The organism is Clostridium chromiireducens, from assembly GCF_002029255.1.
Taxonomy (GTDB): Bacteria; Bacillota; Clostridia; order Clostridiales; family Clostridiaceae; genus Clostridium; species Clostridium chromiireducens.
This window is the reverse complement of sequence record NZ_MZGT01000006.1, coordinates 1-26,477: the sequence shown is the minus strand read 5'-3', so window position 1 is coordinate 26,477 and position 26,477 is coordinate 1. Positions and strand designations below refer to the sequence as shown.

The 26,477-nt window shown below is 29.4% G+C and carries 19 protein-coding genes; 16 read left to right on the top strand and 3 right to left on the bottom strand.

Annotated features, from left to right (window positions below; all coding sequences use genetic code 11):
- Positions 1 to 126: 126 nt before the first annotated feature.
- Entirely contained in the window at positions 127 to 1,575 is a 1,449-nt protein-coding gene (locus CLCHR_RS02820; protein ID WP_079438168.1) for an MDR family MFS transporter, read from the top strand.
- A 386-nt stretch (positions 1,576 to 1,961) separates the two neighbouring features.
- Here the strand turns inward: CLCHR_RS02820 and CLCHR_RS02815 are convergent, their stop codons facing one another.
- Positions 1,962 to 2,510, bottom strand: coding sequence for an ECF transporter S component (locus tag CLCHR_RS02815; RefSeq protein ID WP_079438167.1), 549 nt, complete (start codon positions 2,508 to 2,510; stop codon positions 1,962 to 1,964).
- 267 nt (positions 2,511 to 2,777) lie between these two features.
- On the opposite strand from CLCHR_RS02815, the gene CLCHR_RS02810 reads away from it, so the two are divergent.
- The 10 genes from CLCHR_RS02810 (at position 2,778) to CLCHR_RS02765 (ending at position 17,888) form a co-directional block, all read left to right on the top strand.
- Positions 2,778 to 4,007: an exonuclease SbcCD subunit D gene (locus tag CLCHR_RS02810; protein ID WP_079438166.1), complete on the top strand. Its 1,230-nt coding sequence runs from the start codon at positions 2,778 to 2,780 to the stop codon at positions 4,005 to 4,007.
- A complete protein-coding gene (locus CLCHR_RS02805; protein ID WP_079438165.1) occupies positions 3,982 to 7,473 on the top strand; it encodes an AAA family ATPase in 3,492 nt (1,163 codons plus the stop codon). The genes CLCHR_RS02810 and CLCHR_RS02805 overlap by 26 nt, the downstream gene beginning before the upstream one ends.
- A gap of 246 nt (positions 7,474 to 7,719) precedes the next feature.
- The gene (locus tag CLCHR_RS02800) at positions 7,720 to 9,447 is read left to right on the top strand and encodes a phospho-sugar mutase (protein WP_079438164.1); all 1,728 of its coding nucleotides are present in this window, start codon (positions 7,720 to 7,722) and stop codon (positions 9,445 to 9,447) included.
- A 272-nt stretch (positions 9,448 to 9,719) separates the two neighbouring features.
- Positions 9,720 to 10,820 carry a tetratricopeptide repeat protein gene (locus CLCHR_RS02795; protein ID WP_079438163.1) on the top strand — a complete coding sequence of 367 codons (1,101 nt, stop codon included), beginning with the start codon at positions 9,720 to 9,722 and terminating at the stop codon, positions 10,818 to 10,820.
- 12 nt (positions 10,821 to 10,832) lie between these two features.
- On the top strand, positions 10,833 to 11,546 hold the full coding sequence (locus CLCHR_RS02790; RefSeq protein ID WP_079438162.1) for a WecB/TagA/CpsF family glycosyltransferase: 714 nt from the start codon (positions 10,833 to 10,835) through the stop codon (positions 11,544 to 11,546).
- Between the two features lie 54 nt (positions 11,547 to 11,600).
- Positions 11,601 to 13,127: a murein biosynthesis integral membrane protein MurJ gene (gene murJ, locus CLCHR_RS02785; RefSeq protein ID WP_079438161.1), complete on the top strand. Its 1,527-nt coding sequence runs from the start codon at positions 11,601 to 11,603 to the stop codon at positions 13,125 to 13,127.
- 8 nt (positions 13,128 to 13,135) lie between these two features.
- Entirely contained in the window at positions 13,136 to 14,428 is a 1,293-nt protein-coding gene (locus CLCHR_RS02780) for a glycosyltransferase family protein (protein WP_079438160.1), read from the top strand.
- Positions 14,429 to 15,592, top strand: coding sequence for a glycosyltransferase (locus CLCHR_RS02775; RefSeq protein ID WP_079438159.1), 1,164 nt, complete (start codon positions 14,429 to 14,431; stop codon positions 15,590 to 15,592).
- A complete protein-coding gene (locus CLCHR_RS02770) occupies positions 15,576 to 16,799 on the top strand; it encodes an O-antigen ligase family protein (RefSeq protein ID WP_079438158.1) in 1,224 nt (407 codons plus the stop codon). Before CLCHR_RS02775 ends, CLCHR_RS02770 begins: the two co-directional genes overlap by 17 nt.
- Before the next feature lie 438 nt (positions 16,800 to 17,237).
- Positions 17,238 to 17,888 carry a cyclodeaminase/cyclohydrolase family protein gene (locus tag CLCHR_RS02765; protein WP_079438157.1) on the top strand — a complete coding sequence of 217 codons (651 nt, stop codon included), beginning with the start codon at positions 17,238 to 17,240 and terminating at the stop codon, positions 17,886 to 17,888.
- Positions 17,889 to 18,358: 470 nt separating this feature from the next.
- Here CLCHR_RS02765 and CLCHR_RS24665 read toward each other — a convergent pair whose 3' ends face one another.
- Complete coding sequence (locus CLCHR_RS24665; protein ID WP_169896751.1) at positions 18,359 to 18,511, bottom strand: clostri-philic family protein; 153 nt, start codon at positions 18,509 to 18,511, stop codon at positions 18,359 to 18,361.
- Positions 18,512 to 18,740: 229 nt separating this feature from the next.
- Between CLCHR_RS24665 and CLCHR_RS02760 the strand changes: the two genes are divergently transcribed.
- Complete coding sequence (locus tag CLCHR_RS02760) at positions 18,741 to 19,238, top strand: hypothetical protein (protein ID WP_079438156.1); 498 nt, start codon at positions 18,741 to 18,743, stop codon at positions 19,236 to 19,238.
- Between the two features lie 496 nt (positions 19,239 to 19,734).
- Here the strand turns inward: CLCHR_RS02760 and pdaA are convergent, their stop codons facing one another.
- Positions 19,735 to 20,619 carry a delta-lactam-biosynthetic de-N-acetylase gene (gene pdaA, locus CLCHR_RS02755; RefSeq protein ID WP_079438155.1) on the bottom strand — a complete coding sequence of 295 codons (885 nt, stop codon included), beginning with the start codon at positions 20,617 to 20,619 and terminating at the stop codon, positions 19,735 to 19,737.
- A gap of 346 nt (positions 20,620 to 20,965) precedes the next feature.
- On the opposite strand from pdaA, the gene ychF reads away from it, so the two are divergent.
- From ychF to CLCHR_RS02735, 4 genes are all read left to right on the top strand, one after another.
- Positions 20,966 to 22,063, top strand: coding sequence for a redox-regulated ATPase YchF (gene ychF / locus CLCHR_RS02750; RefSeq protein WP_079438154.1), 1,098 nt, complete (start codon positions 20,966 to 20,968; stop codon positions 22,061 to 22,063).
- A 264-nt stretch (positions 22,064 to 22,327) separates the two neighbouring features.
- Complete coding sequence (locus CLCHR_RS02745; protein ID WP_079438153.1) at positions 22,328 to 24,127, top strand: tetratricopeptide repeat protein; 1,800 nt, start codon at positions 22,328 to 22,330, stop codon at positions 24,125 to 24,127.
- Between the two features lie 75 nt (positions 24,128 to 24,202).
- On the top strand, positions 24,203 to 25,180 hold the full coding sequence (locus CLCHR_RS02740) for a type I phosphomannose isomerase catalytic subunit (RefSeq protein WP_079438152.1): 978 nt from the start codon (positions 24,203 to 24,205) through the stop codon (positions 25,178 to 25,180).
- 275 nt (positions 25,181 to 25,455) lie between these two features.
- On the top strand, positions 25,456 to 26,313 hold the full coding sequence (locus CLCHR_RS02735) for an undecaprenyl-diphosphate phosphatase (RefSeq protein WP_079438151.1): 858 nt from the start codon (positions 25,456 to 25,458) through the stop codon (positions 26,311 to 26,313).
- Positions 26,314 to 26,477: the final 164 nt, after the last annotated feature.

Below are 26,477 nucleotides of genomic sequence, written 5' to 3'. Positions count from 1 at the left end.
GTTAAATTATCCTAAAGAAATTCTGAAGATATTATTAAGTTGTATAAATAGAATACTATAGATATAATTATAAAGTTCGACTAATAAATGTTACATAGGAATTTTATAAGGAAGTGATTTTAAATAATGAATTCGAAAAAGAGAAATATATTCATAGCATTAATGGTAGCAATGTTTTTAGGGGCTGTTGAGGGAACAGTTGTAACTACGGCTATTCCAACAATAGTAAAAGATTTGCAGGGATTTGAAATTATTAGTTCGGTTTTTTCAGTGTATTTATTAACATCTGCAATTTCTACGCCTATATATGGTAAGCTGTCTGATTTATATGGGAGAAAAAATATGCTTTCTATTGGAATAATTATATTCTTAATTGGAAGTTTTTTATGTGGATTATCAATGAGTATGTACATGTTGATTGGAGCACGTGCAATTCAAGGAATAGGTGCAGGTGCAATATTCACTGTTACATACACAGTAATTGGAGATGTGTTTACTATTGAGGAAAGACCTAAAATCCAAGGGATTATAAGCTCAATATGGGGAATTGCAAGCCTTGGAGGTCCATTCTTAGGAGGAATTTTAATAGATGTGCTATCTTGGCATTGGATATTTTTTATTAACCTACCTTTTGGGATATTGTCAGTCATACTTATTCAAAGGAATCTAGTCGAAAACTTTGAGAAGAAAAAGCATACCATAGATTTTGCAGGTACTATTACTTTATCGGCTGCAATGGTTATATTTTTAAATATTTTTATGTCAGCTGATAGCATAAGTTTTAATAAGAATGCATTCATAGGAATTTCATTAGCTGTAACAATTATATTACTAATAGTATTTTATAAAATAGAAAAAAAAGCACTGGAACCAATTATTCCTTTTGATATATTTACAAAAGAGAGCATACTTATAAACTTAATAAGTTTTTTGGCTTCAGCTATATTGATTTGTGCAGATGTTTATTTAACAATATATATGCAGAATGTATTAGGATATAGTGCAAAATTATCAGGATTAGCCTTAGCTCCTATGTCGATCTCTTGGCTTATAGCATCGGTAGTTTTAGGGAAAAAGATAGTTAAATACGGTGGTAAAGTAGTAATTTTGATATCTAATAGTATTTTACTTATCAGTACATTATTATTAATTACTTTAGGTGTAAACTCTTCGATATCATTAGTACTAATTTATGTGTTTATAATAGGTCTTGGTTTTGGTGGAGCCTTTACTACTTTAACCATAATTGTCCAAGAGTCTGTTGAATATAATAAAAGAGGTGTAGCAATGTCTACTAATTCCTTGATTAGGACGTTAGGGCAAACAATAGCCGTAAGTGTATTTGGATATATATTCAACTTATACATAGTGAAATACTTTACTAATATAGGAATCAATTGGGTAGACCCAAGCAATTTATATAAGTCATCAGAATATAATGCAGCTGTCACAAGTGAGCATATAAGGTTAGCTTTAAATAGTTCTTTTCATGTATTGTTTATAATACTTGTAGGGATATCAGTTGTTTCATTAATTTTATCAATGCTGATGCCTAAACATATTAAAGAAGTTTAAAACACGGCAATTTAAAGAGTAAAGTGGAAAATTAATCTAAATATTTAAAAGTATTGCCAGCACAGAAATATAAAAATACTTGCATTAATATATTTATATTTTAAACTTACTAATAAACAAAGAACGAGAATATATGTTTTTACGGAGTGTTCATAAGAAGATTTTGCTGGCTGTTATTCTAGATTATAAGTTGTTCCAAATGTGCTTGTTCAATGCGTAGCCATTGAAGCAAGCACTTTGGGTACAACTTATAGTCTTAGAATAACCCAGCAAAATCTTCTGGGAACCGGAGTAAACACATATATTCCCGTTCGGTTGTTTAGCAGTAAACTTAAATTATTATTATATTGCAAGTATTTTTATATTTCGGATGATTCGCAAAACCTCTAATTTGCAAATACAGCTTGTTTGGCCTTTATTATCACGGCACTTAATGGTAATGCTATAACTATTCCAGTAGATACTTGAATAATATTACCAACTATATCTTTAGCAGCAAATGCAATTCCTTGTATTAGACCTATCTTTTCTGTTAGAAAACCAGATATTATTATTCCAGCACCAAAATAAGCAATTACCATAAATATGCCGCTAGCTAAGAATGCAATTGTGTATTTGGTTGCGGCCTTATTCTCTGGCATTCTTTCTAAAATTGACCCGGCAATGTAAGCCATTCCCCATTTAATTACTAATGTAAATGGTGCCCAGAAATAATACCCACCTAATACATCAACAAGAAACATCCCCAAGCCGCTTGAAACTGCCCCTTTTTTCTTACCCAGAACAATCACTGATAAGAATACCATACAGTCACCTATTTGAACGAAGCCACCAACGGATGGAATCTTAATTATACTACCTGCTAAATAAGTTAAAGCAATCATTAGCCCCATTAATACCATTTCATTGGTATTTAAATTTTTACTTTTTTCCATAAAATATTTCCCACCTTTTTTAGATTATTATTAATTAGCCAATATAGATGAATGTTTTGTTTTTAACATAGCATGATTTAAATAAATAAAATTATTGCAAATAATGTTATTATTATATTAATATTATTCTGATTTATCAAATGTACGGGTACAATTTGAAATTGAATGAAACACAAAATAGTATTGGAAAAAATATGTTTAAGTAGGCTATAATAAAAGCAGTATAGATTATGAATATAAATATACTTAAGGGGAGGAGTTTAGGTTTTGAGGATATTACATACTGGAGATTGGCATTTAGGTAAGAATTTAGAGGGCGTAAGCAGAATGGATGAGCAGGAAGAATTCTTAGATGATTTTGTTAGAATTGTAGAAGATAATAATATAGATTTAGTTATGATTGCAGGGGATGTTTATGATAATTCAAACCCTCCGGCAAGAGCTGAAAAAATGTTTTATGATACTTTGAAGAAATTATCAAAAAACGGGGAAAGGCTTACTCTAGTTATATCAGGAAACCATGATAATCCAGATAGACTAGTCGCAGCAGGACCTTTAGCGCGTGATCATGGAATTATTATGGTGGGTACTCCAAAGACCATGGTTCAATGTGGAGAATATGGGAGACATAAGGTACTAGCTTCAGGAGAAGGTTTTGTTGAAATCGAAATGAACAATGAAAAGGCGGTTATTTTAACTGTACCCTATCCAAGTGAGAAAAGACTAAATGAAGTAATCTATAATGGAATGGATGAAGAGGAGGAAAAAGCTAAATCCTATAGTGATAGAATATTTTCCTTGTTCAATTCACTAAAAGAGCATTATAGAGAAGATACTATTAATTTAGCAGTATCGCATCTCTTTGCTATGGGAAGTGAAGAAAGTGGTTCTGAAAGAAGTATTCAGCTTGGAGGAACTTACATAGTAGATGGAAGCTGCTTTCCAAAAGAGGCACAGTATGTGGCATTAGGACATGTACATAAACCACAGATAGTACCGGGTACAGAAAGAAAAGCCAGATATTGCGGTTCACCAATTCACTATAATAAGAAAGAAATAAGCTTTACTAAGAAATGTTTTATAGTTGATGTTAAAGCGAGTGAAGAATGCATTATAGAAGAAGTGGACTTAAAAGTATATAAGCCAATTGAAATTTGGAAGTGTTCAAGTATTGAAGATGCTATTTCAAAATGTGAAGAAAATAAAGATAAAGATTGTTGGGTTTACCTTGAAATAAGCACAGATAGATATATAAGAGAAGATGAAATAAAGCAAATGAAAGATTTAAAGAAAGATATCTTGGAAATAATGCCTAAGGTTAAAGGCATAGATGAAGAGGTTGATCATAATTTCACTGAGAAATCTTTCGGGGAAATTTTTAAAGACTTTTATATGAAAGAAAGAGGAACATCTCCAGAGGACGAGGTTGTTGAATTACTTTTATCAATTATAGATGAAGAAGGTGGAGAAGATGAGACCAATCAAGTTGAGGATTAAAGGGCTAAACAGCTTTATAGATGAGCAGACTATCGACTTTGATAAGTTAACAGATAGAGGATTCTTTGGTATATTTGGACCAACTGGAAGTGGTAAATCAACTATATTAGATGGAATAACCTTAGCACTATATGGAAATGTAGCTAGAAAGAGTTCAAATTATATAAATACTAATTGTGAAAGACTTAATGTGAGTTTTGAATTTCAAATATCAGGAACTGAGAATAGACGATATACTATTGATAGAGAATTTCGAAGAAAAAAAGATGGTGGAATAAGCTCTGGAAAGTGCAAAATAGTTGAGATAACCGATATGCAAGAGGAAGTTTTAGCTGATGGAGTTAAGACTATAAATAAAAAAGTTGAAGAAATATTAGGGCTTAATTTAGATGACTTTTCAAGAACTGTTGTTTTGCCCCAAGGTAAGTTTAGTGAATTTCTTAAACTAGAGGGGAAAGACAGAAGAGATATGCTTGAAAGATTATTTAATCTTCAGCAGTTCGGGGATAATTTATCTAGAAGACTTAATGCTAAGATAAATAAAGAAAAAACTGATAATAGTGTTTTGCTTGGGCAGTTAAGTGGATATAACGACGTAAGCGAAGAAAAGCTAAAAGAAAAAGAAGAAGTCTTAGAAACCTTAAAGAATGATTTAGTGACTTTAAAAAATGATTTGGAAATAGTAGAAAAGAGTTATAAAGAAAACCAAGAAATATGGAATTTACAAATTGATTTAATTGAGTATAAAAATAAAGAAAAAGATTTAAAAGAAAAAGAAGAAGAAATAAAAAAATATATGGATAGAGTAAACTTAGGGGAAGCGGGGGCGAAAGTCGTACCGTATATAAATGCCTTTGAGAATACTATAAAAGAGTTTAGGGAAAATGAACTTGAATTAGAAAAGCTAAAAGCTGCAATTGAAAAGATAAAAGAACAAAAAGAAAATATCGAGAGATTATGGAGTGTAGCTAAGAGTAATAAAGATAACAAACTTCCGCAGTTAATTCTTCAAGAACAAAAAGTTAAAGATGCTATTGAAGAGGAAAAGCTGTTAGATATTATTAAAAGCAACATAGATAAATTAAAGTCTCAAATTGAAATTGCACTTAAGAAATGCGAGGAAAGTCAAAGTCAGCTTCTAAAAATAGATGTAGAAATTAAGTCTAGAAATAATCAAATTAAAGAAGATGAAAAAGTATATAATGAGTTAAAAATTGATGAAGCTCTTAAGGAAAAAGTTCAAGAAGGAATTATTTTAGAAGAAAAGCTTCTTAATTTAGACTCGATTATTTCCAGGGAAAAAGAAAAAAAGATTTTTCTAGAAAAAGAAAATGCTGAAACTATATCAAAAGGAAAAGCATTAAGAGATGTATTAGATAATGGAACCAAGGAATTAGAAGAGAAAGAATCACAATATGATCTTTTAATCAAAAATCCACCAGGTGACCAAAAAGATTTAGTTAACTTAAAGCAAGTAATTGTTGAAAGTGAACAAAAATTTAAGACACTGGATAGATTAACTAAAGAAATTGATTCATCTAATAAAGAAATAGAAAAATTAAATTCTGAGCTTCTTAGTAAAAAAGACGAGGAAAAGAATCTGGAAGAAGAGCTAGAAGATATTAAGATTAAGCATAAGGAAATTATGAGAGAAAATTTAGCTCATGCCCTTAGGATTGAACTTAAAGAAGGAGAAGAATGTCCAGTATGCGGTTCTACCCATCATACAAAAGAAAATATAGATGGTTCAGGCATAATAGATATTAAACCTGTTGAAAATGAAATTAAGGTTAAAGAAAAATTGATTAAGCTCAGTAGTAGTAAAATAATTGAGAATGAAACCAAGATAAAGAATTATAAAGATAAAATTAATGCTAATGAAGAAGAAATTCGTACTTTAGGAATAGATAAGAATGCAAAGTCTTTAGATAAATTACAAGAAGAATTTATAAATTTAGAAAAAGTTTTAGAAAATTATGCGAAAGATAAAGAAAATCTAGAAAAATACATCAATAAATTAAAAAATGAAATTAATATTAAAAATGGTGAAATAAATGAACTAAGAGCTGTAGTAAGAACAAATCAAAGACAGCTGGAAGAATTAACAAAGAGCATTAATGATAATACAATAGAGTTTGATAATATAAAAAATAGAGTAAATACATTAAAAGCAGAAACTTTAGTTGATAGCTTTAGCCAAAAAAATGAAGAAATTAAGCAAGTTGAAAAAGAAAGAGAAAGATTAGCTGGGGCAGTTAAAGTAAATAGAGAGCTAGTAGAAAATTTAGAAAAGCAAAAAGAAATACTAAGTAATGAACTTACTTTGGCAAAAGAAAATCTTACTAAAGATAAGGCAGACTTAGAAAGTAATGAGAAAAATAAAGAAGAAAAATTACAATCAATAAGAAATAAAGTTAATGATGAAGCTGATTTAAGGTTGCTTCTTAATCAGGTACAAAAAAATATACACATTATAAATGAAGAATTCGAAAAGCTTGAAAATGGAAAGAATAGAATTGAAAAAGAATTTACAGAAAGCAATGAAAAGCTTATAGGTACAATCAGCAAATATAAAGAATTAAGTAAACGAAAAAATGATGAAGAAGCACAATTGGAAGTGGCGATTGATAGCGAAGGGTTTAAATCATTAGAAGATGTTAAGAATAACCTTATCGAAAGAGATGAAATAAGTAAGTACAAATCAAGGATAGAAACTTACAGAGATAATATGTCGAAGGTTAAAGGTGCAATTGAAAGTCTACAGAATAAAATTAATGGAAAAGAATTAAGTGAAGAAGAATACCTTCAAATAAAATTACTAAAAGAGCAAAAAGAAAAAGAAGTAAACGAAGCTAATGAAAATAAAATTAAAATTGAAGAAGAATTAAGAAATATAAAGACAAAGTTAGAAGAACAAAAGGAACTATTAGAAAAGAAAGCCAAACTAGAACATAAATTGGCCTTACTTAGTGATTTAGAGAAACTATTTAAAGGAAAGAAATTTGTAGAGTTTGTTGCAGTAAATAAATTAAAGTATATATCCATTGAAGCTTCTAAAAGACTAAAGGAAATTACTCATGGAAATTATGGGTTAGAAGTAGATGAAGATGGTAGATTTATAATAAGAGATTATAAAAATGGTGGAGCTAGAAGAGATGCGACAACATTATCAGGTGGAGAGACTTTCCTAGCCTCATTGTCATTAGCTTTAGCGCTATCAGCACAGATTCAATTAAAAGGAACAGCACCGCTTGAACTATTCTTCTTAGATGAAGGATTTGGAACCTTAGATGATGAACTTCTAGAAGTAGTTATGAGTTCTTTAGAAAGAATTCATAATGAAAAGATGAAGGTAGGAATTATCAGCCATGTAGAATCCATAAAGAGCAGAGTACCAGTAAAACTTATGATTACTCCGGCAGAATGTGGAATGGGTGGAAGTAAAGTGAAAATTGAAAGAAACTAAAAAAATTTCATAGGAATTTCATCCAAAAACTATGTCGTAAAAAAGCGATAATCTTGGATTATATGACAATTAATAGATAAAAGTATTTTTGGGTATGTATATATAGATAATATTATAATAAAATAAAGATGCAGAAATTTTAGTTTAGATTTAAAATTCGTCTATTATGATAATATAAAAATGTTTTTAATTACAGGTAAATATTGTATAATGGAAAAGAGAAAAGTTTGGAAAGGGGATTAAAAAATGAACTACAAAGAAAAGTATAACACTTGGATTAATTCCGACATTATCAATGAGGAAACAAAAAACGAATTGAGAGCAATATCTGACGAAAAGGAGATTGAAGATAGATTTTACCAAGACTTAGATTTTGGTACTGGTGGATTAAGAGGGGTAATAGGTGCTGGAAGCAATAGAATGAACATATATACTGTTGCAAAAGCTACACAAGGCTTTGCAAACTATCTTAATGAGAATTTTAAAGATCCTTCAGTTGCAATTGCATATGATTCTAGAAATATGTCAAAGGAATTTGCAAAGGCAGCTGCACTTAACTTATGTGCAAATAATGTAAAAGTATATTTATATGAAAGTTTAAGACCAACGCCAGTATTATCTTACACAGTTAGAGAATTAAAATGCAGCGGTGGTATAGTTGTTACTGCGTCTCATAATCCTAAAATATACAATGGTTATAAGGTTTATGATGAATTTGGTGGGCAAGTAACAGATGAGAAAGCAAATATAATTATCGACAGAGTTAATTCTGTAGATGATTTTTCAAAAATTAAAGATATAGATGAAAGTCTTGCTTTAGAAAAAGGTTTATTAGTTTATATTGGAGAAGATATAGATAAGCTTTATTATGAAAAAGTTAAGGGATTAACAATAAGAACTGATTTAGTTAAAGAAAAAGCTAGCAATTTAAATGTTATATTTACTCCAATACATGGATCAGGAAATGTTCCAGTAAGAGCAGTATTAGAACAATTAGGATATAGCAATGTTAAAGTAGTTAAGGAACAAGAAGCTCCAGATGGAAATTTCCCAACAGCATCTTATCCTAACCCAGAAAATCCAGATGTATTTGAATTAGCTATGAAAATGGCGCAAACAGAAGGAGCAGATATAATCTTTGGAACAGACCCAGATTGTGATAGAATAGGTCTTGTTGTTAAAGATAATACTGGTGAATTTAAAGTATTAACTGGTAACCAAACTGGTTTACTTTTAACTCATTATGTATTAAGCTCATTAAAGGAAACTAATAAACTACCTCAAAATGGTGTTGTAATTAAGACAATTGTTACAACAGAAGGTGCTAGAAGTATTGCAGAAGACTTTGATATCGAACTTATGGATGTATTAACAGGATTTAAATATATAGGCGAAAAAATAAGAGAATTCGAAGATGCAGGAAATAAGACTTATCTTTTTGGATTTGAAGAAAGTTATGGATACCTTGCAGGAAACTTTGTTCGTGATAAAGATGCTGTTATAGCTTCAATGTTAGTATGTGAAATGTGTCTTTACTATAAGGAACAAGGAAAGAGCCTTTATGATGCATTAATTGATCTATATGAAAAATATGGATATTTCAAAGAAACTCTTGTATCTTTAGAGTTAAAAGGAAAAGAAGGTCAAGAAAAGATTGCTAACTGTATAGAGGCATTAAGAAATGATCCAATAAGCAGTGTAGATGCTGTTAAAATAGTTACAAGATTAGATTATAAATTAAGCATTGAAGAAAATACTGTAAATAATACTAAGACAACTATTGACTTACCTAAGTCTAATGTATTAAAGTACATCTTAGAGGATGGTTCATATTTCGTAGTAAGACCATCAGGAACAGAGCCTAAGATGAAAGTTTATTTAGCAGTAAAGAGCAGCAGTTTAGAAAATGCTGATAAAGATATTGCGACATTTAAAGAAAAAGTAATGGAAATAATTAACGCTAAGTTAAGTTAATTTCTATACAGGTGCGTGAAAGAAAATAGGTTACCAGATTAACTTGTTATTTTTTTGAATGTACCATAATTGCTATCATCTTACTAGGTGGTAGCAATTTTATTAAGTAGGGAACCCAAATCTGTGATTTGGTGTGAGTCACTTACTCAGCGAACGAATGTGAGTCGAGTTTCCTTGAGTAAGGAACCAAAAATAAACAGTTGTTATTAATGAATGCTTAATAAAGAATTTAGATTAAGTATTGATATTGACAATTAAGCAAGAGGTGTAGAATGAGTAATTATAAGACAATGTATAAAGATAAACTAAGTAAATTATTATTTCTAGAAATGAATAAAGAAGGATTTAAAAGAAGTCTTAATATACCGGAGCATGTTGAATTTAAAAATGATGAGTTATATATGCCTATAAGTGCTGACTATGTTGTAAATAATGTTAATGATGAAATAAAATTAAGCAACTTACCTATATATTATTTTGTTGAGGGTATGTTTATTACTTTTGGTGCAGATAAAAATGTTAGATATGTTGATGATTATGGAACGATTTTATCTTACATTCCAGATGCTGAAGAATGTGTAAAAAGCCTTATAGCAAATAGAATAAAAAAAGATAAATTAGAAGACGCCTATATTTTATTAAAAGGATATTATAGATATACAAAGGAAGAGGAAATTCTAACGAAGCTATTAGCTGTAGGTGAGACAATAAGAGAAAAAGATTCAAGTTTTGCAGAAATTCTAGTAGAGGATATTGATGAGTGTAAGAAAAACTTTGATAAATCTCCAGAACCTTATCTTTATAATGCCTTAATTCTTAAAGAACAAGGGGATCACAAAGGTGCGGAAGTAGAAATAAATGAATACATAAATAAGGGGGGAAAGAAAACTCCTGAAATAGAGGAAATAGTAAGTGATATTACTAATGTAAGTCATTTTGAAAAGGCAGTTGAGTGTTTAAAAGATGAACCTAAGAAAGCCATAGATTTGTTATTGCCCTTAAGTGAAGAATTTAAAGAAAATCCATTAGTTTATTATTACTTAGGCGTAGGTTATAGAAGAATTGAAAGTTATAATAAGGCTATATATTATTTAGGTAAAAGCCTTGCAATTGAATCTGGAAGCCTTGAGACTGTTAATGAGCTTGGAATGAGTCATGCTTGTATTGGAGAGTATGAGGAAGCAATAAAATATTTTAGAAAAGCCTTTGAAGCATCTAAAGATGTGGAAATCTGTACAAATATAGTAATGTGTTATATAAACTTAGGAGATAAAGAGCAAGCAAAGCTTCACCTAGAGATTGCTAAAAAGCTAGCTCCTGAAGATGAAATAGTAATTGAAATAGATCAAATGTTAAATAGAACAGTAAAATAATTAGGAGATAATATGTTTACGAAGATACTTGATTTTGAGGTTTTTAATAAGGACAAAAGTGCTTTAATGAATTATGCAGATAATTTTGAAAAAGTAAATATAATATCAGGAAATCCAGAGGTATTATTTAATGGATTGCACAATCCTATTCTTAAAGAGAATTTTAATGATAAAAATTCCATTATAATACCAGATGGAGTTGGAACAGTACTCGCATCAAAATTACTAAAAAATCCAGTGAAAGAAAAAATCGCGGGAATAGATGTTGTTAGAGAAGTTTTAATTAAAGCAAATTTAGAGAGAAGATCTATTTATTTATTAGGAGCAAAAGAAGAAGTTCTTAATAAATGTGTGGATAATATAAAAACTGAATTTCCTAATTTAATAATTTCAGGATTTCATAATGGATTTTTTGATTTAAATAATTGTGATGAGATAGTAGATGATATAAATAAATCTGATCCATGGGCAATCTTTGTAGCAATGGGATCGCCGAGACAGGAAATATTTATTGAAAAGATTATTAAGAGTTCAAATATACATATATTCATGGGGGTAGGCGGAGTATTTGACATACTTGCCGGTGAGCTTAAAAGAGCACCAAAATGGATGATATCTTTAGGTCTTGAATGGCTATATAGAGTTATAAAAGAGCCATTCAGAATAAAAAGATTAATTGCTATACCTAAATTTTTACTACTTGTACTAAGACATAAGAAAAAGTAATATTAACATTAGCGTAAATTACAAAATAACAGATAGAAATAAATAGGTGATAAAATGAAACAAAGAAGTAGTTTGGTTAAATCTACATTTATAATAATGATTGTGTCACTGATAAGTAGATTTTTGGGATTTGTCCGTGATATGCTTATTGCAAATAATTTTGGTGCAGGAATGTATACCGATGCATATAATCTTGCAGTATCTGTACCGGAAACAATATTTACTTTGGTAGGACTTGCAATATCTACAGCATTTTTACCGATGCTTAGTAAAATTAAAGCTCAAAAAGGTCAAAAACGAATGTACGAGTTTGCAAATAATGTGATAAATATATTATTTGTTATCTCTTTATTTCTATTTGTTGTAACAAGCATTTTTTCAAAAGAAATAGTATATATATTTGGACCTTCGGAAGAAACAGCATTAATTGCAATAAAATTATTAAGGATAACATTATTAAATCTGTTATTTTTATCTATAAATGCATGTTTTACAGCATTATTACAAGTAAATGAAGATTTTGTGATTCCATCCATATTGGGGTTGTTTTTTAATTTACCTATGATATTATATTTATTATTCTTTAATAACTATGATATTTTAGGGTTAACAATTGCAAATGTTATAGGAAATTTCTTTAGAGTTGCGGTGCAAGTACCATCTTTATTAAATCATGAATATAAGTATAAATTTATAATAGATATAAAGGACGAAAGACTAAAAGCAATTGTTGTTTTAATAATTCCAGTAATTATTGGAGCAGGAGCAAATTCATTAAATATGGTTGTTGATAAATATATTGCTTTAAAGTTTCCAAGTGGATCAGTTTCAGCATTAGATTATGCTCAAAAGTTGATTATTTTTATAAATACTATTATTGCAGCTTCAGTAACAAGTGTTGCATATCCACTTATGGCAAATATGAGGAGTAATGAAGATATTCATGGATTTTTAGAAATTCTAAAAAAATCAATTTTATATTTAGCAATATTATTAATTCCTATTACTTTTGGAGTTATAATATTTAGTGAAGACATAGTAAAAATTGTATATGCAAGAGGAGCGTTTGATAAAAATGCAGTTCAAATTACAAGTTTTGCTTTATTAGGCTATGGATTTGGAATATTTTTCACTGGATTAAGGGATATTTTAAATTCAACATTATTTTCCATGGGAAAAACGAAGGTTACTACTGTAAATGGAGTTGTTGGAGTTATCATTAATATAACATTCTGCATAATTTTATCTAGATATTTTGGGATAATGGGCATAGCTTTAGCATCTGTTATAGCTATGGCAGTAACTGCAATTCTGTTATTTAGAAGTGTTATAAAACTAGAAAAAGATTTTATTATAAATGATATCATAAAAAAAATAGTATTAATAACAATAAGTTCTTTGATCATGGGATTGGTAATTATTATCGTGGTAATTAATCTAAGAAATACGTTAGGATCAATACCTCTAGTTTTATTTGGAGGAATAATTGGAGTTGTAGTATATTTTACTTTATGCCATATTTTTAAGATCGAAGAAATCATCGAAATAAAAAGTTTAATTTTAAAGAGGATTAAAAGATAGGAGGGTGTATGAAAATATTATTTATTGCCTGCTATTCCCCGTTGATAAATAATTCAGCAGCTATTGAAACGCTTCAATATTTAAATAAATTAAGTGAAATCAACAATAATGAAGTACATCTTTTGACAGTGAATTTTCCAAAAGATTCAATATATTATGATGAGGCATTAAGAACTATGATGGATGGTAAAATAAAAGTCCACGTGGTTGATGGTGGAATTGTCTTTAAAAAATTAATGCCTAGAAAAACTAATAGTTCTAATAATGCATCTGTTAAGCCTAAGAATGGAAATAGTACTAAGGTTCTTAGAAGAATAAAGAATGCCATGGTTATACCTGATATGTATTATGGATGGGCCAGGAAAGCGGCTGTATATGGGATTGATTTAATGGAAAAAGAAAGATTTGATGTTATATTTTCAATGCATGAACCTCCATCATCTCATTTATGCGCTTATTATATAAAGAAGCAATATAAAAATGTTCCATGGATTACTTATTGGAGTGACCCATGGCTTAAAGATTCTACTAGAGAAAAATCTTTTATTGTCAAGAAGATGCTTGAAAAGAATATGGAAAAGAATATTGTTAATTTTGCTGATAAGTTCATCTTTGTTACAGAAGCAAATAAAAATGAATATTTAAAAGATTATAAGACATTAAATGATAATAAGAAAACTTTTATCTTAAACCGAGGTTTTGATGCAAAATTATATGAAAGATTATCTCATGAAGAAGCACCAAAGCTTATAAGAAAAGATAAGGTTAACATAATTTATACTGGAGAAATATTTTCAAAGCTTAGAGATATAAATCCATTTATAAAGGCGATCGAAGAAATTATGAATGAAGATTTAGAATCTTATAATTTATTGAATGTTTTATTTTTTGGAAATATAGATGATATAGAAGCAAGAAAGAAATTACAAAGCTTAGAGGTGGCTAACGTATCCCCAAGAATACCTTTTGATGAAGCGCTTAAATATATGCTTAATGGAGATGTATTGCTATTGTTTGGAAATAAGAATTCCAAACAGATACCTGCAAAGATTTATGATTATTTTGGAGCAAAAGGCAGGATATTAGTGATCTATGGTGATGATAATGATCCTATTAAAAGAGTAGTGGAAAATAATAAGAAATGTGTTGTGACGGATAATAGTACTCAAAAAATAAAGAATAAAATTTATGAACTAATAAAAATGTATAAGAACAATACGATTCACTGCGCACCAGACGAAAATTATGAGTGGAATTCCATAGTAGAGAGACTGAACAATATATTAGAGGGAAGTGATTAAATGCATATAATGGTTATTCCATCTTGGTATTCTTCAGCTAGGAATAAAGTTCATGGTAGTTTTTTTAAGGAACAATTTAAAGCTCTTGCAGATAGTGGTCAGAAAGTTACTGTTGCCTATAATGAAATTTGGCCAATAACAATGTTGGGTAAGATACATGAAAAAAGAGGCATAAATTTTAATATAGAAGATAACCTTAGGACTTATAGATATAAAGATTATAATTATTTACCTAAAACGCCATTAATGTTTAAAAGTTTCAATAAGAGAATGGATAGATTGTATAAAGAAATAGTTAGGAATGAAGGCAAGGTTGATATAATTCACGCCCATTCAGCCTTTTGGGGAGGAATAGCAGCTGCTTATATAAGTAAAAAATATAATATCCCATTAGTTCTTACCGAACATTCATCACTTAAATATGCAAAATATGTTAATGAAAATTATAAGAAACATATTTTTAATGCGTATGAGAAGGCAGATTACTTAATTGCAGTTGGTAGTGGGTTAAAAAAGGAAATCCAGGGATATGTTAACAAGTCAGTGGATGTTATCCACAATATGGTTGATTTGAAATTATTTAGTGTGGATAATAATGTGATAAATGATTTAAGTAAAGACAAAGGTTTTAAATTTTTTTCTTGTGCTTTCCTTGAAGAAGGAAAAGGTATGGAATGCTTAATAAAAGCTTTTGCACAAACCTTTAGAAATGAAGAGGTAAGTTTAAGAATAGGCGGAAATGGTACGATTAAGCCTGAATTAGAGAAATTAGTTGAACAGCTGAAAATGGAGAAGCAGATTAAACTATTAGGTGCTCTATCAAGAGAAGAGGTATCCAAGGAAATGAGGGCGTGTGATGCTTTTGCACTGCCATCTGAACATGAAACCTTTGGCGTTGTGTATATTGAAGCACTTGCCTGTGGTAAACCAGTTATTGGTGCTGATAACGGAGGAGCAGAAGATATAATAAGAGAAGATAATGGAATTATAGCTAAAAAGAAAGATGTTGATGATTTAGCCAGAGCATTGATAAAAATAAAAGAAAATTATGAGTTTTATGACAAGAATAAAATAAGACAAGAAGCAGTTTTTAGCTATTCAGAAAATGTATTAGTGGAAAGGCTAAAAGGAGTGTATAAAAAAGTATATGAAAGAAATAATTAAAAATATCTATGATTTTTTAGGTAACAAACTATATTTTAAGCTGTTTTATCTATTTGTAAGTTTAATTGTTGTTACAATATTAAAAGGTATCCCCAAAATTACAATCCTAAATTATGTAGCGTTTGCATGGGGGGCACTATTGATTCTATTTATGATAATCGATGGATACAAGAGAAGAAAGGTCTATAAATTTGATATTCCTCTTGCAATATTCATTATAGTAACGTTATTTTTGAACATTATTGTTTATAGAAGTTCACATAATCTTACACTATGGGCTGTAAATTTAATCTTATTTACAGTTGTGTTTTCAGTTGATGTATTTAGAGATAAAAAACAATTAATTAAAGAATTAAATTGTATTAGCTATTTTTATGTTGGTTTTATGTTTTTAGCATCAATATTTTCATTAATTCTCAGATTTTTGGGAAAGACCATAGAAGTAGGGCAAGTTGTATTTGGAGCTACAAAAGGTGTATTTGAAAATGAAAATGCCCTATCAATCGCAGCTGCATTGGCTATTGTTATATGCATATATCTTAATAATATAGCTAAAATTCATAGACTTAAGATGTTTTGGTTAGCTAATATAGTCATGCAGGCAGTAACTATGGTAGGATCTCATGGTAGAAGTGCTTACCTAATAGTTGTAGCTGTAATATATGCTTTCATATTTATATCTAACAAAAATAAATACTTTAGGGCAATACTTTTAATAATACCTGTGATTGCATGTGGAGTATTTTTTGAACTAGATAAAAGTAACATAAGAGATTTTACAAGTGGAAGAAGTAGTCTTTGGACGTCTGCATCTATAGTAATTGATGAACATCCTTTCACTGGAGTTGGGAATAGCAATCTTGTAGAAGCCGTTAAAAGTGCTCGTGAAACTGATGATTTACCAGGATTAGAAACTGGTGGTCTGCATAATATGTATGTTCAGACAGCGACAGTGAATGGACTTGTACAACTAGTATTCTTCCTAACCTTTATATTGATGATTTTAGCATTTATTATTGAACATTTAGATAAGTTACACAGGAAAGAGAAGTTACAAATGACAACAATAACTTCATTAATAGTAGGTATTCTTGCAGTTAACTTATTTGAAAGCGCATTAATTTACTCAGTAAGCTTTATTTCCATGATATTTTGGATATACTTAGGATATCTAGTTTCAATTCTTGATAACAAAAACATTGAGTAGTTATCCGAGTTATAATATATAGCAACTAGCCGAGAGTTGAAATATTGTTATTTCTACTTTCTTATGTGGTATTTATTTCAAGAGATAAATGAATTTATAGTTTACTCATCTATAGATAAACCTGCTATAAATTACATTTGTACTTAGATATATATTCTGACTAGAAATGAGTAGCATACTTTTGTGGAATGTTTCGTTAGGAATTGTGGTGGATGTGATTCTTAGAGAAAAGTTGTTCCAAATATGCTAGTTCAAAGTTTGCCTTTGAGGCTAGCATTTTGGGCACAACTTTTGTCTTAGAATCACCCACCAATATTCCTTAGAAACTGGAACAAAAGTATGCTACTCATTTCGGTGAGTAATATATTAAATATCAATTATCACGTTGTTTATCTATAGGTGAAGAGAAAGAAAAATTAATATGATAGGGGCATAATGATGAAATTTTGTGATGAAAGTATTAATCAATTTTTAGAAGAGTTAGGATCAGATCTACCTGCACCAGGAGGCGGTAGTGTAGCGGGACTTATTGCAGCAGTATCTGCTGCATTAAACTCCATGGTATATTCACTAACAATAGGTAAAAAAAGTTACATGGGTCTAAGTGGTAGTGAAAAAGAACTTATAGCTAACTTTGAAAAAGAATCTAAAGAATTTACTGCAAGAAGTTTAGAGCTTATGGAAGAAGATAGAGAAAACTTTTTAAAGTTAATGGATTCTTATAAATTATCTAAAGATAATGATGAAGAAAAGGAAAAAAGAAATTTAGCAATAAAGGAAAATACAATTAAATCCATGGAAGTACCTTTAGTATTAGCAAGAGAGTGCTTAGAGTTTTATGATAATTTAAATATTATGGCTAAGTACGGAAATAAAATGTTATTATCAGACCTAGCTATATCAGCTATTCTTTTACATAGTGCAATAGAAAGCTCAATAGTAAATGTTAAAGTAAACTTAAATGGACTTAGAAATGAAGAGTTTTTCGAAAAGATCGACAATGAATTAAACTGCATCTCGAAAAAATCACAAGAAGAAAAAAATTCTATAACTGAAATTGTAAATAACGTAATATATACAAATTCGTAACTTAGAGTTATGTGATAACTTACCGAAATAAGTAACATATTGTGTTTCGGTTTCTAGGAATTTTGATGGATGATTCTACGAATAGAAGTTGTACCCACAATGCTTGCCTCAACGACAGGCGATGAACAAGCGTTGTGGAACAACTTTTAGTCAAGAGTCATTACCATCAAAATTCCAATGAAACACTGCAAACAATATGTTACTTATTTTTAGTATAGGTATACACCAATAATAATTTTACTTTGTCATTTGGAATATTATACAACACCAGAAAGAAATGATATTCTTTTGCGCAGTGTTGCATATAGAGAATAGCTATAGTATTTCTTCAGCAAAAGTTGTTCCATTCTTGCTTGTCATAAGCTTTAGCTTAGGAGCATGCAGGAATGGGTACAACTTTTGCTGTTAGAAATACATAGCTATTTTCTTTAGCAACCGAGCAACAGAATATCATTTCTTTCGGATTGCTATTATTCTACTGGTGCTCCATCAAAATTCTTATATTGAGGTTTGTTTTTAGGATTCCCAACATCATTTTGCCCATCATGAAGTTTCTGTCTTCTTATACCCTTTTGTAGTGGATTACATGATCCAGGTTTATGTGGTCCTTCTTTAAGTGGCATACATTTCACCTCCTTTTTTATTATTTTGTGTTTATATGAAGTTTTGATACATCTAATTTTTTGGTGATTTAGGGATTAAAAAAGGTTCAAGTAATAATATTAACAAGTATTGAAAAAGATTGCATGTATACTGTATAATATTTCTTAGAATAAGATATATATTTTAAAAATAAAAAGTATGTAAAATATTTTTGATTAATTACCGAGTAATTCTAAGGAGGAATTAGTATTGGAAAACACAAAATTTCCTATCGTTATAAAGAAGAAAAACGGTATGATGATAGGCGTGGTAGCAACTGAGATAGCGGTAGGGATAATCTTTGGATCATTAGGAGGAGGAGTAAAAAGTATTCCTATGTGGGTGCTCTTTTTTACAGGAATTGTTACGGCACTTTCAGTTTTAGTAGAATATAATCAGGATATAATAATTAAGGAAGATAAAATAGAATTTTATAAAGGCAATGATTTAATAAGATCGGTTAAGTATAGTAATGTAAAATCTATTTTTATCGGTAAAGGAAATGAGCCTAAAAATAAGAAGAAAGATTTTGTTGCAATTAGTTTTTATAAAGATGATAAGAAAAAAAATAAAAATTCTGCAGAAGATACATACTTAATTAATCCAATGGGATATTCTTCACAGGATTTTAATACAATAAAAAATATTATTACATCAAAAAATTCTACAGTAAAAATAGGTGAAAATGTAGAGAAATTCATAAAATAATACTTTAGAAATAACTCATCGAAATACGAATCATTCTTTTATTCCAGTTTCTAAGGAATTCTTATGGGTAATTCTAAGGATAGAAGTTGCATCCAAAATGCTAGCCTCAAAGACTACGCTTTGAACTAGCATTTTGGAACAACCTCTACCCTAAGAATCACGACCATAAAAATTCCTAACGAAACATTCCATAAAAGAATGATTCGTATTTCTGGTTGAGGTATACTTCTAAAGTATAAGTTTATCTCATGCCAAATTTACCCAGATGATATTGTAACAATAAGTATGATAAACCAATTAGATAAAATTGTATGAATTTTAAAATTAAAAGTTAAAGCATTTTAGCATGTAACTAAGTTTTACTTGAAAACACACTAAAATACTTTAATTTTTAGAAAACTTATCTCTTCAGTTACTATTATTTCTAAATCATTCAAATTAATTTTACTGATATTCAGAACATAATCTATAGTAGATTTATTTATACCTGAAATGATTATTGTTCAGGCAAATCGTTCAGTGATTTAAATTCATATCCATCTGCTTGAAGGGTTTTAATGATGGATTCTAGTACTTTAGTGTTTGTATCTGAAACTGCGTGTAGAAGCATTATAGATCCTGGATGAGCTCCTTTACGTATCTTTTCTACTGCATATGATTCAGATGGCTGGCTCTTTACTAACCAATCTTTATAAGCAAAGCTCCAGAATATAGTTTTATAACCTAAATCCTTTGTCATTTCTAAAGATTTTTTTGAATACTTACCCATTGGAGGTCTGAAAAACTTAGGCATATCTTGGCCAGTAAGTTCTTTAAAGGCGTCTTCTACTCCGGTAAATTCTGCAGTAAATTTTTCTTTATCACGTATTTGAGCAATGGATGGATGATGAACTGTATGATTACAAACTAAATGTCCTTCGTCAACCATACGTTTAACTAATTCAGGTTCTGTAGCTATGTAAGGTTTTACTACAAAAAAAGCAGCTGGAACATTACATGCTTTTAATATATCTAAAATCTTTCCAGTATTACCATTCTCATAGCCTTCATCAAAGGTGAGATACAAGACTTTATTCGATGTATCACCTAAGAAATAGCCGCCACTTTCTTTAAGGAAGCTAGCAGATTCTTTAGGACCCTCGGCAACCTGATCCTTTCCTTTACCAACATAGTACCAGTTAAGTTCATCCTCATCACTAAATGAGGAAAAGATATCCCTTATATTGTCAAGATCTGAAATATCTCCAAAAACTCCACCCTCTTCAAAGCACTCATTTGCATCAACATTTTCTTCCGTAGCTTTTACGCACCTAGGAGGAGACATTGCAACTAAGTTTAATACCAAAGAAAGTGCAATAATAACTTTTATATTTTTTTTCATTAGTTTCACCTCCAAAATTAAAATAAATTAAAAAAATATATTGCATAATAGCGTCTAATCATTCATAGTATTCGAATTTACTCAAAGAATAGTCATGGTAATTTCTATATGCATTTAAACCTAAAGGAATTTTTAGTACAAACTTTATAAAATGGTTACTAATAATTCTGAAAAATTTGATTTCGGTAAGGTATTACATAAAGTTTAGGTATGTTGTTTATCTATAGGAATATAAAGTTGAAATAAAAAGTGTTCTAGAGTATAATTTTTAAAGGTATATTAAAAGTTAGGGTATATTTTGAATATCCGTAAGTAAAAGTTCGATATAAGAAAGGAATGTACATAGATGAAATTAGGTATGGTAGGTTTACCGAATGTAGGTAAAAGTACGTTGTTTAATGCGATAACAAAGGCTGGAGCTGAATCAGCTAATTATCCATTCTGTACAATTGAGCCAAACGTTGGGGTTGTAAGTGTTCCAGATAAGAGATTAGACGTTTTAGAGAAAATGTATAACACAAAGAAAAAAGTATATACAGCAATAGAGTTTTATGATATAGCAGGATTAGTTAAAGGAGCTTCAAAAGGTGAAGGATTAGGAAATAAGTTCCTATCACATATTAGAGAAGTTGCAGCAATAGTTCATGTTGTTAGATGTTTTGATGATGGAAATGTAGTTCACGTTGAAGGTTCTGTTGATCCAATAAGAGATATTGAAACTATAAATTTAGAGTTGATATTTTCAGATTTAGAAGTTCTAGAAAGAAGAATGGAAAAATCATTAAAGCTTGTAAGATCAGGAGATAAGACTGCAAAATTTGAATATGGAGTTATGGAAAGAGTTAAGGAACAGTTAGAAGCAAATAAGCCTGTTAGAACTCTAGAAGTTACTGAAGAAGAGAATGATTTTATAAAAGGTTTATTTTTAATTACTTCAAAACCAGTTTTATATGCATGTAACATTTCAGAAGATGATGTTATGGAAGGTAACTTTGATAATGATTATGTTAAGAAAGTAAAAGAATATGCATCAGCTGAAAATTCTGAAGTAATGGTAATAAGTGCTAAAATTGAAGAAGAATTATCAGGACTTGAAGATGAAGAGAAAGCTGAAATGTTATCAGAATATGGTCTAGATGAATCAGGATTAGATAAGATGGTGGAAACTAGTTACAGATTACTTGGACTTATGAGTTACTTAACAGCAGGGGTTCAAGAAGTTAGAGCTTGGACAATCAAAAGAGGAACAAAAGCACCTCAAGCAGCAGGAAAAATTCACTCAGATATTGAAAGAGGATTTATTAGGGCTGAGGTAGTTTCTTACAATGATTTAGTTGAATGTGGTTCAGAAGCAGCAGCTAAAGAAAAAGGAAAGTTCAGACTTGAAGGAAAAGAATATGTAATGGAAGATGGAGATGTAGTTAACTTTAGATTTAATGTATAAAAGTACATCTTAGTATATTCAAGAAGAGTGGGAGTTAAATTTCACTCTTTTTGTTTTCTTAATATTAATTAATGCTTAAAAGTGAATTATAGAAGTCAATTAATATGTAATGTTAAAGAAGTTTATCTGATGAAAACAGTGAATAAATTATTAATAAATACTTACAATCAAATGAATATAATGCAAATTGTAGATTTTTGTATTAAAGTTTGTTAAAATAGAGAACAAGTATGACTAATTACAAAAGTAAGGTGTGATTTATTCATGGAAAAACGAGTTAAAGAGTACATAAGTACTTTAAAAGAAAATAAGTATTTTGCTCAAGTTGTAACTCTAACCAAAGAAAAGCTGAATATGTTCAGAAAAAGCAAGTATTTTATTGCGAGTTTAACTGTAAGTATATGTTTAGTTGTAGCTATAGTAATGTATGTAACAATAAAATCTACAACTGAAGCAAACAAGTATAAAACATCTATTGCAACTAACGTTGCAGAGGAAGACTTTTATAACAAGAAATATGATGAAGCTATCGCAGAATATAATAAGCTGCAAGAAAAGGACGAATGGCCAATATGGGATGTTAAAATTGCAGATATATATTCTGTTAAAGGTGAATTTATAAAATCAAATGAAATCTTGCGAAAAGCATATGAAGCAAGGAATAAGTTCATAGACAGTAATAAAGAAAAGAAAGATAAGCTTAAAGATAAAGACATAGAATTAGCAAATTACATAGTATTCACGACAGTTATGAATGGCGAATATAAAAAAGCTGTAGAATATGGGGAAGTATTTCTACATGATTATCCTGACAATAAAAATCTATTACAAACAATGTTTACTGCTTATTTAGTAAATGGAGATAAAAATAAAGCAAAAGATATAGTAGCTAGTTATCCTAGAACTGATGAAGGTGCAGTAGATTTAGCTATTTTAGCTAGAATGAACATGCTAATAGATAATTATGACGAAGGTTTTACATTATTAAAAGATGCTTGGTATAAAGATAAAGATGAAATAAAAGTATTTGACGTTATCGCTCAAATTGCAGATTATAATGAAAATGATATTTTGGATAAAATTTCAAAATTAGAGAAAAAAGACCCTGATGAACTTGCGTATAAAATGTGGACAGCGAAAATTTATTCAATGAGCAAGGAGTCAGCAAAAAAAGCGGATGAATTAATTGGAAAAATAGAGAGTGAAGATGTTGGAAACGAGAATTTGATGCTTATTAAAGCTAATATGTATCAAAACTTGGGTGAAACAGAAGAAGCTAAGACGGTTTTAGATGAATTGATAAAGAAGTATCCAAATTCATTTATAGGTTATCATGCGTCAGCATGGCAGGCTTATAATAATGAAAATTATGATGAGGCATTTAAGGATTCCGAAAAAAGTATAGTAGCCAACAGAGATTATCCAGATAATTATGGATTTTTGATAACTGAGATAATGGAGAAGCAAGATAAAATTGATGGAATAGAGCCTTATTTTAGAACTGCTTTACATAAGGAACCTTTAAACTACAATATTATAATTAAAACAGCAGAATATTATGGAAATGCGACCAAAGATACTGCTAAGGCAATGCGTTACTATGAGCTGGCTTCAAAAATTAATCCAAATGATGCAGAAGTATATTATAATATGGCATTAATACAAATTAATAACCAAAGACAAGATGATGCAATACCATTGCTAAAAAAGAGTATTTCAATAAATGATAAATTGCCTAAGTACCATAGAGCTCTTGGAACTGTATATTTAAATAAAGAGAGTAATGAACAATCTCTTAAAGAAATAAGAAGCGCTTATGCTATTGATAAAAATGATATTTTAACATTAAATAATGCAGGGTGTTATTATATCGCAGTTGATGGTGATCTAACTAGAGGTATGGTTAATTTGAAAGCAGCATATGATGGAATAAATGAAAAAACTAGTGAAGAAGATAAAGAGACAATAACTGAAAATTATAATAGGATAAGAAATCTATCAGACGCATATAATAAAAGAAATGGGGCAACATTAAAGGTTCCCGACCTTAAATTATTTTATTAATTAAAATTACTTTTGGTTGAAAAAGATCTGATTTACATGAAATGTAATATATAGTGCTAGGGGGGAAGTAATTAGATGTATCCAATTAAATTCGAAAATTTGTATTATGAAAGAATATGGGGTGGAAAGCACCTTGAGAAATTTAGAAATAATATACCAGAAGGTGTAATAGGTGAAAGCTGGGATATTGCTTGTCATAAAAATGGTACTGGTAAAGTTGAAAATGGAGAATTAAAAGGTAAGTCTTTTAACGAAATAATAGAAGTGTATGGAGAAAAACTTTTAGGAACAGAAATTGATATTAAAGAATTTCCTCTTTTAATTAAGCTTATAACTGCAGAAGATAAATTATCAGTTCAAGTTCATCCAGATGATGAATATGCTAATAGAGTTGAAAAAGATTCAGGAAAAACAGAAGCATGGTATGTAGTTGATGCAGAAGAAAATGCTTCATTAATAGTTGGAACAAAAGATTGCGATAAAGAGAAATTTAAAAAGGCAATTGAAGATGGAGATTTAGATAAGTATTTAAATAAAATTCCTGTTAAAAAGGGCGATTTTTTCTTTGTTCAAAGTGGATTGGTTCATGCTATATGTGAAGGTGTATTAATTGCTGAAATTCAACAAAATAGTGATACTACATATAGAGTTTATGACTATAATAGAGGAAGAGAAATTCATGTAGAGAAAGCATTAGAAGTAATTGATTTTTCGCTTAAGGGGGAAAATTCAAAGGGAATTACAATACCAAAAGAGGGATATGATAAGACGTACCTTTGTTTAGATGAGTATTTCACAATACAAAAATATGAAATTAATACATCTGTAAAAGAAAAAAGTGATGAGGAAAGATTTTTCCTATTTACATGCGTTGATGGTGATGGCGCTATAAAATATAGTGGTGGCGAAGAGAAAATACTTATGGGAGACAGTATTTTCATTCCTGCAACTCTTGGAGAGTATGAATTAGTAGGTGATTTTACGCTACTGAAGAGCTATGTGCCAAACGTAAAAGCTGAGGAAAAGAAACTCTTAGATATAATAGAAAAATAAAAGTAAAAAATTAAAGGAGGACTATACAGTTACTCCTTAATTTTGGTAATGAACATTATACAATAGACAAGCTGCTTTTGTAGCATAGTTTTAAATAAAATAGATTATGAACTAGGAAAATAAAATTATATAGATATGTTTTCCGAAAGTATAATGAAGTTCAAGGAAATTTCTGTATGATAAAGAGTAAATAGGGGTTACAATATATTAATAGAGTTAATATAAAATTGCTTATATTTTAAGCAATTAAATAATAGAAAGAGAGTGATATTTAAGTGGGATTAGTAGATATTATATTTATAATTAAAGCTATTATTATAGCAATAGTTGAAGGATTAACAGAATTTATTCCAGTTTCATCTACAGGGCACATGATATTAGCATCAAGCATTATGAATTTTAAAGGTCCGTTTGTGGATATGTTTGAGGTTGTAATTCAACTTGGAGCAATACTTGCGGTTGTAGTATTATATTGGAAAAAGATAAAAGACAGTGTTATTGAATTTGTTACGTATATATTTTCAAAAGGCAAAGAAGGAAGGACCGGTTTTAATTTTGGAATAAATGTTATAATAGGATGTATTCCAATGTTAATAGTTGGTTTGTTGTTTTATAAAAAGATAAAAAGTTTATTTGCACCTGAGGCTGTAGTAGTTGGATTCATTGTAGGTGGTATTTTATTAATAATAATTGAAAACAGGTTTAGAAAAAATAAAAAGCATGCTACAAAAAATTTAGATAATATAACGCCAATTCAAGCTTTAAAAGTAGGTGTATTTCAAGTACTTGCAGTATGGCCTGGAATGTCAAGAAGTGCATCAACTATCATGGGTGGTTGGATCGCAGGATTCTCAACACCAATAGCGGCAGAATTTTCATTTTTCTTAGCGATTCCTGCAATGGTAGGATCATCAGCAAAGGATCTCTTGGAATTTGATTATTCTATCATGAATGCAACATTATGGATTTCTTTAATAGTAGGATTTATTGTGGCTTTTATAGTATCAATAATTGTAATGGATAAATTCGTAGCATATTTAAAGAAAAGACCAATGAGAGTATTTGCAGTTTATAGAATTGGCGCTGGTATAGTATTTGGTATACTAATGTTTTTTGGATTTTTAAAAATGTAAATTTTTATGAAAAGAATTGAGATCATTATATGATAGCTCAATTCTTTTTTTCATTTGATCTTACATATATATTTACAGCACAAATTAAAATATTTGCAACTTACTTATCTATTATGCTTTTTTGGGTAAGCTAATCATATAAACTATGAAATATAGTTATTATA

What these genes read in the sequence shown, in the direction of transcription:
- CLCHR_RS02775 (WP_079438159.1), top strand. Translation starts at nt 14,429, where the DNA reads ATGCATATAATGGTTATTCCATCTTGGTATTCTTCAGCTAGGAATAAA.
- ychF (WP_079438154.1), top strand. Translation starts at nt 20,966, where the DNA reads ATGAAATTAGGTATGGTAGGTTTACCGAATGTAGGTAAAAGTACGTTG.
- CLCHR_RS24665 (WP_169896751.1), bottom strand. Translation starts at nt 18,511, where the DNA reads ATGCCACTTAAAGAAGGACCACATAAACCTGGATCATGTAATCCACTA.
- murJ (WP_079438161.1), top strand. Translation starts at nt 11,601, where the DNA reads ATGAAACAAAGAAGTAGTTTGGTTAAATCTACATTTATAATAATGATT.
- CLCHR_RS02770 (WP_079438158.1), top strand. Translation starts at nt 15,576, where the DNA reads ATGAAAGAAATAATTAAAAATATCTATGATTTTTTAGGTAACAAACTA.
- CLCHR_RS02765 (WP_079438157.1), top strand. Translation starts at nt 17,238, where the DNA reads ATGAAATTTTGTGATGAAAGTATTAATCAATTTTTAGAAGAGTTAGGA.
- CLCHR_RS02780 (WP_079438160.1), top strand. Translation starts at nt 13,136, where the DNA reads ATGAAAATATTATTTATTGCCTGCTATTCCCCGTTGATAAATAATTCA.
- CLCHR_RS02805 (WP_079438165.1), top strand. Translation starts at nt 3,982, where the DNA reads ATGAGACCAATCAAGTTGAGGATTAAAGGGCTAAACAGCTTTATAGAT.
- CLCHR_RS02800 (WP_079438164.1), top strand. Translation starts at nt 7,720, where the DNA reads ATGAACTACAAAGAAAAGTATAACACTTGGATTAATTCCGACATTATC.
- pdaA (WP_079438155.1), bottom strand. Translation starts at nt 20,619, where the DNA reads ATGAAAAAAAATATAAAAGTTATTATTGCACTTTCTTTGGTATTAAAC.
- CLCHR_RS02815 (WP_079438167.1), bottom strand. Translation starts at nt 2,510, where the DNA reads ATGGAAAAAAGTAAAAATTTAAATACCAATGAAATGGTATTAATGGGG.
- CLCHR_RS02745 (WP_079438153.1), top strand. Translation starts at nt 22,328, where the DNA reads ATGGAAAAACGAGTTAAAGAGTACATAAGTACTTTAAAAGAAAATAAG.
- CLCHR_RS02820 (WP_079438168.1), top strand. Translation starts at nt 127, where the DNA reads ATGAATTCGAAAAAGAGAAATATATTCATAGCATTAATGGTAGCAATG.
- CLCHR_RS02790 (WP_079438162.1), top strand. Translation starts at nt 10,833, where the DNA reads ATGTTTACGAAGATACTTGATTTTGAGGTTTTTAATAAGGACAAAAGT.
- CLCHR_RS02740 (WP_079438152.1), top strand. Translation starts at nt 24,203, where the DNA reads ATGTATCCAATTAAATTCGAAAATTTGTATTATGAAAGAATATGGGGT.
- CLCHR_RS02795 (WP_079438163.1), top strand. Translation starts at nt 9,720, where the DNA reads ATGAGTAATTATAAGACAATGTATAAAGATAAACTAAGTAAATTATTA.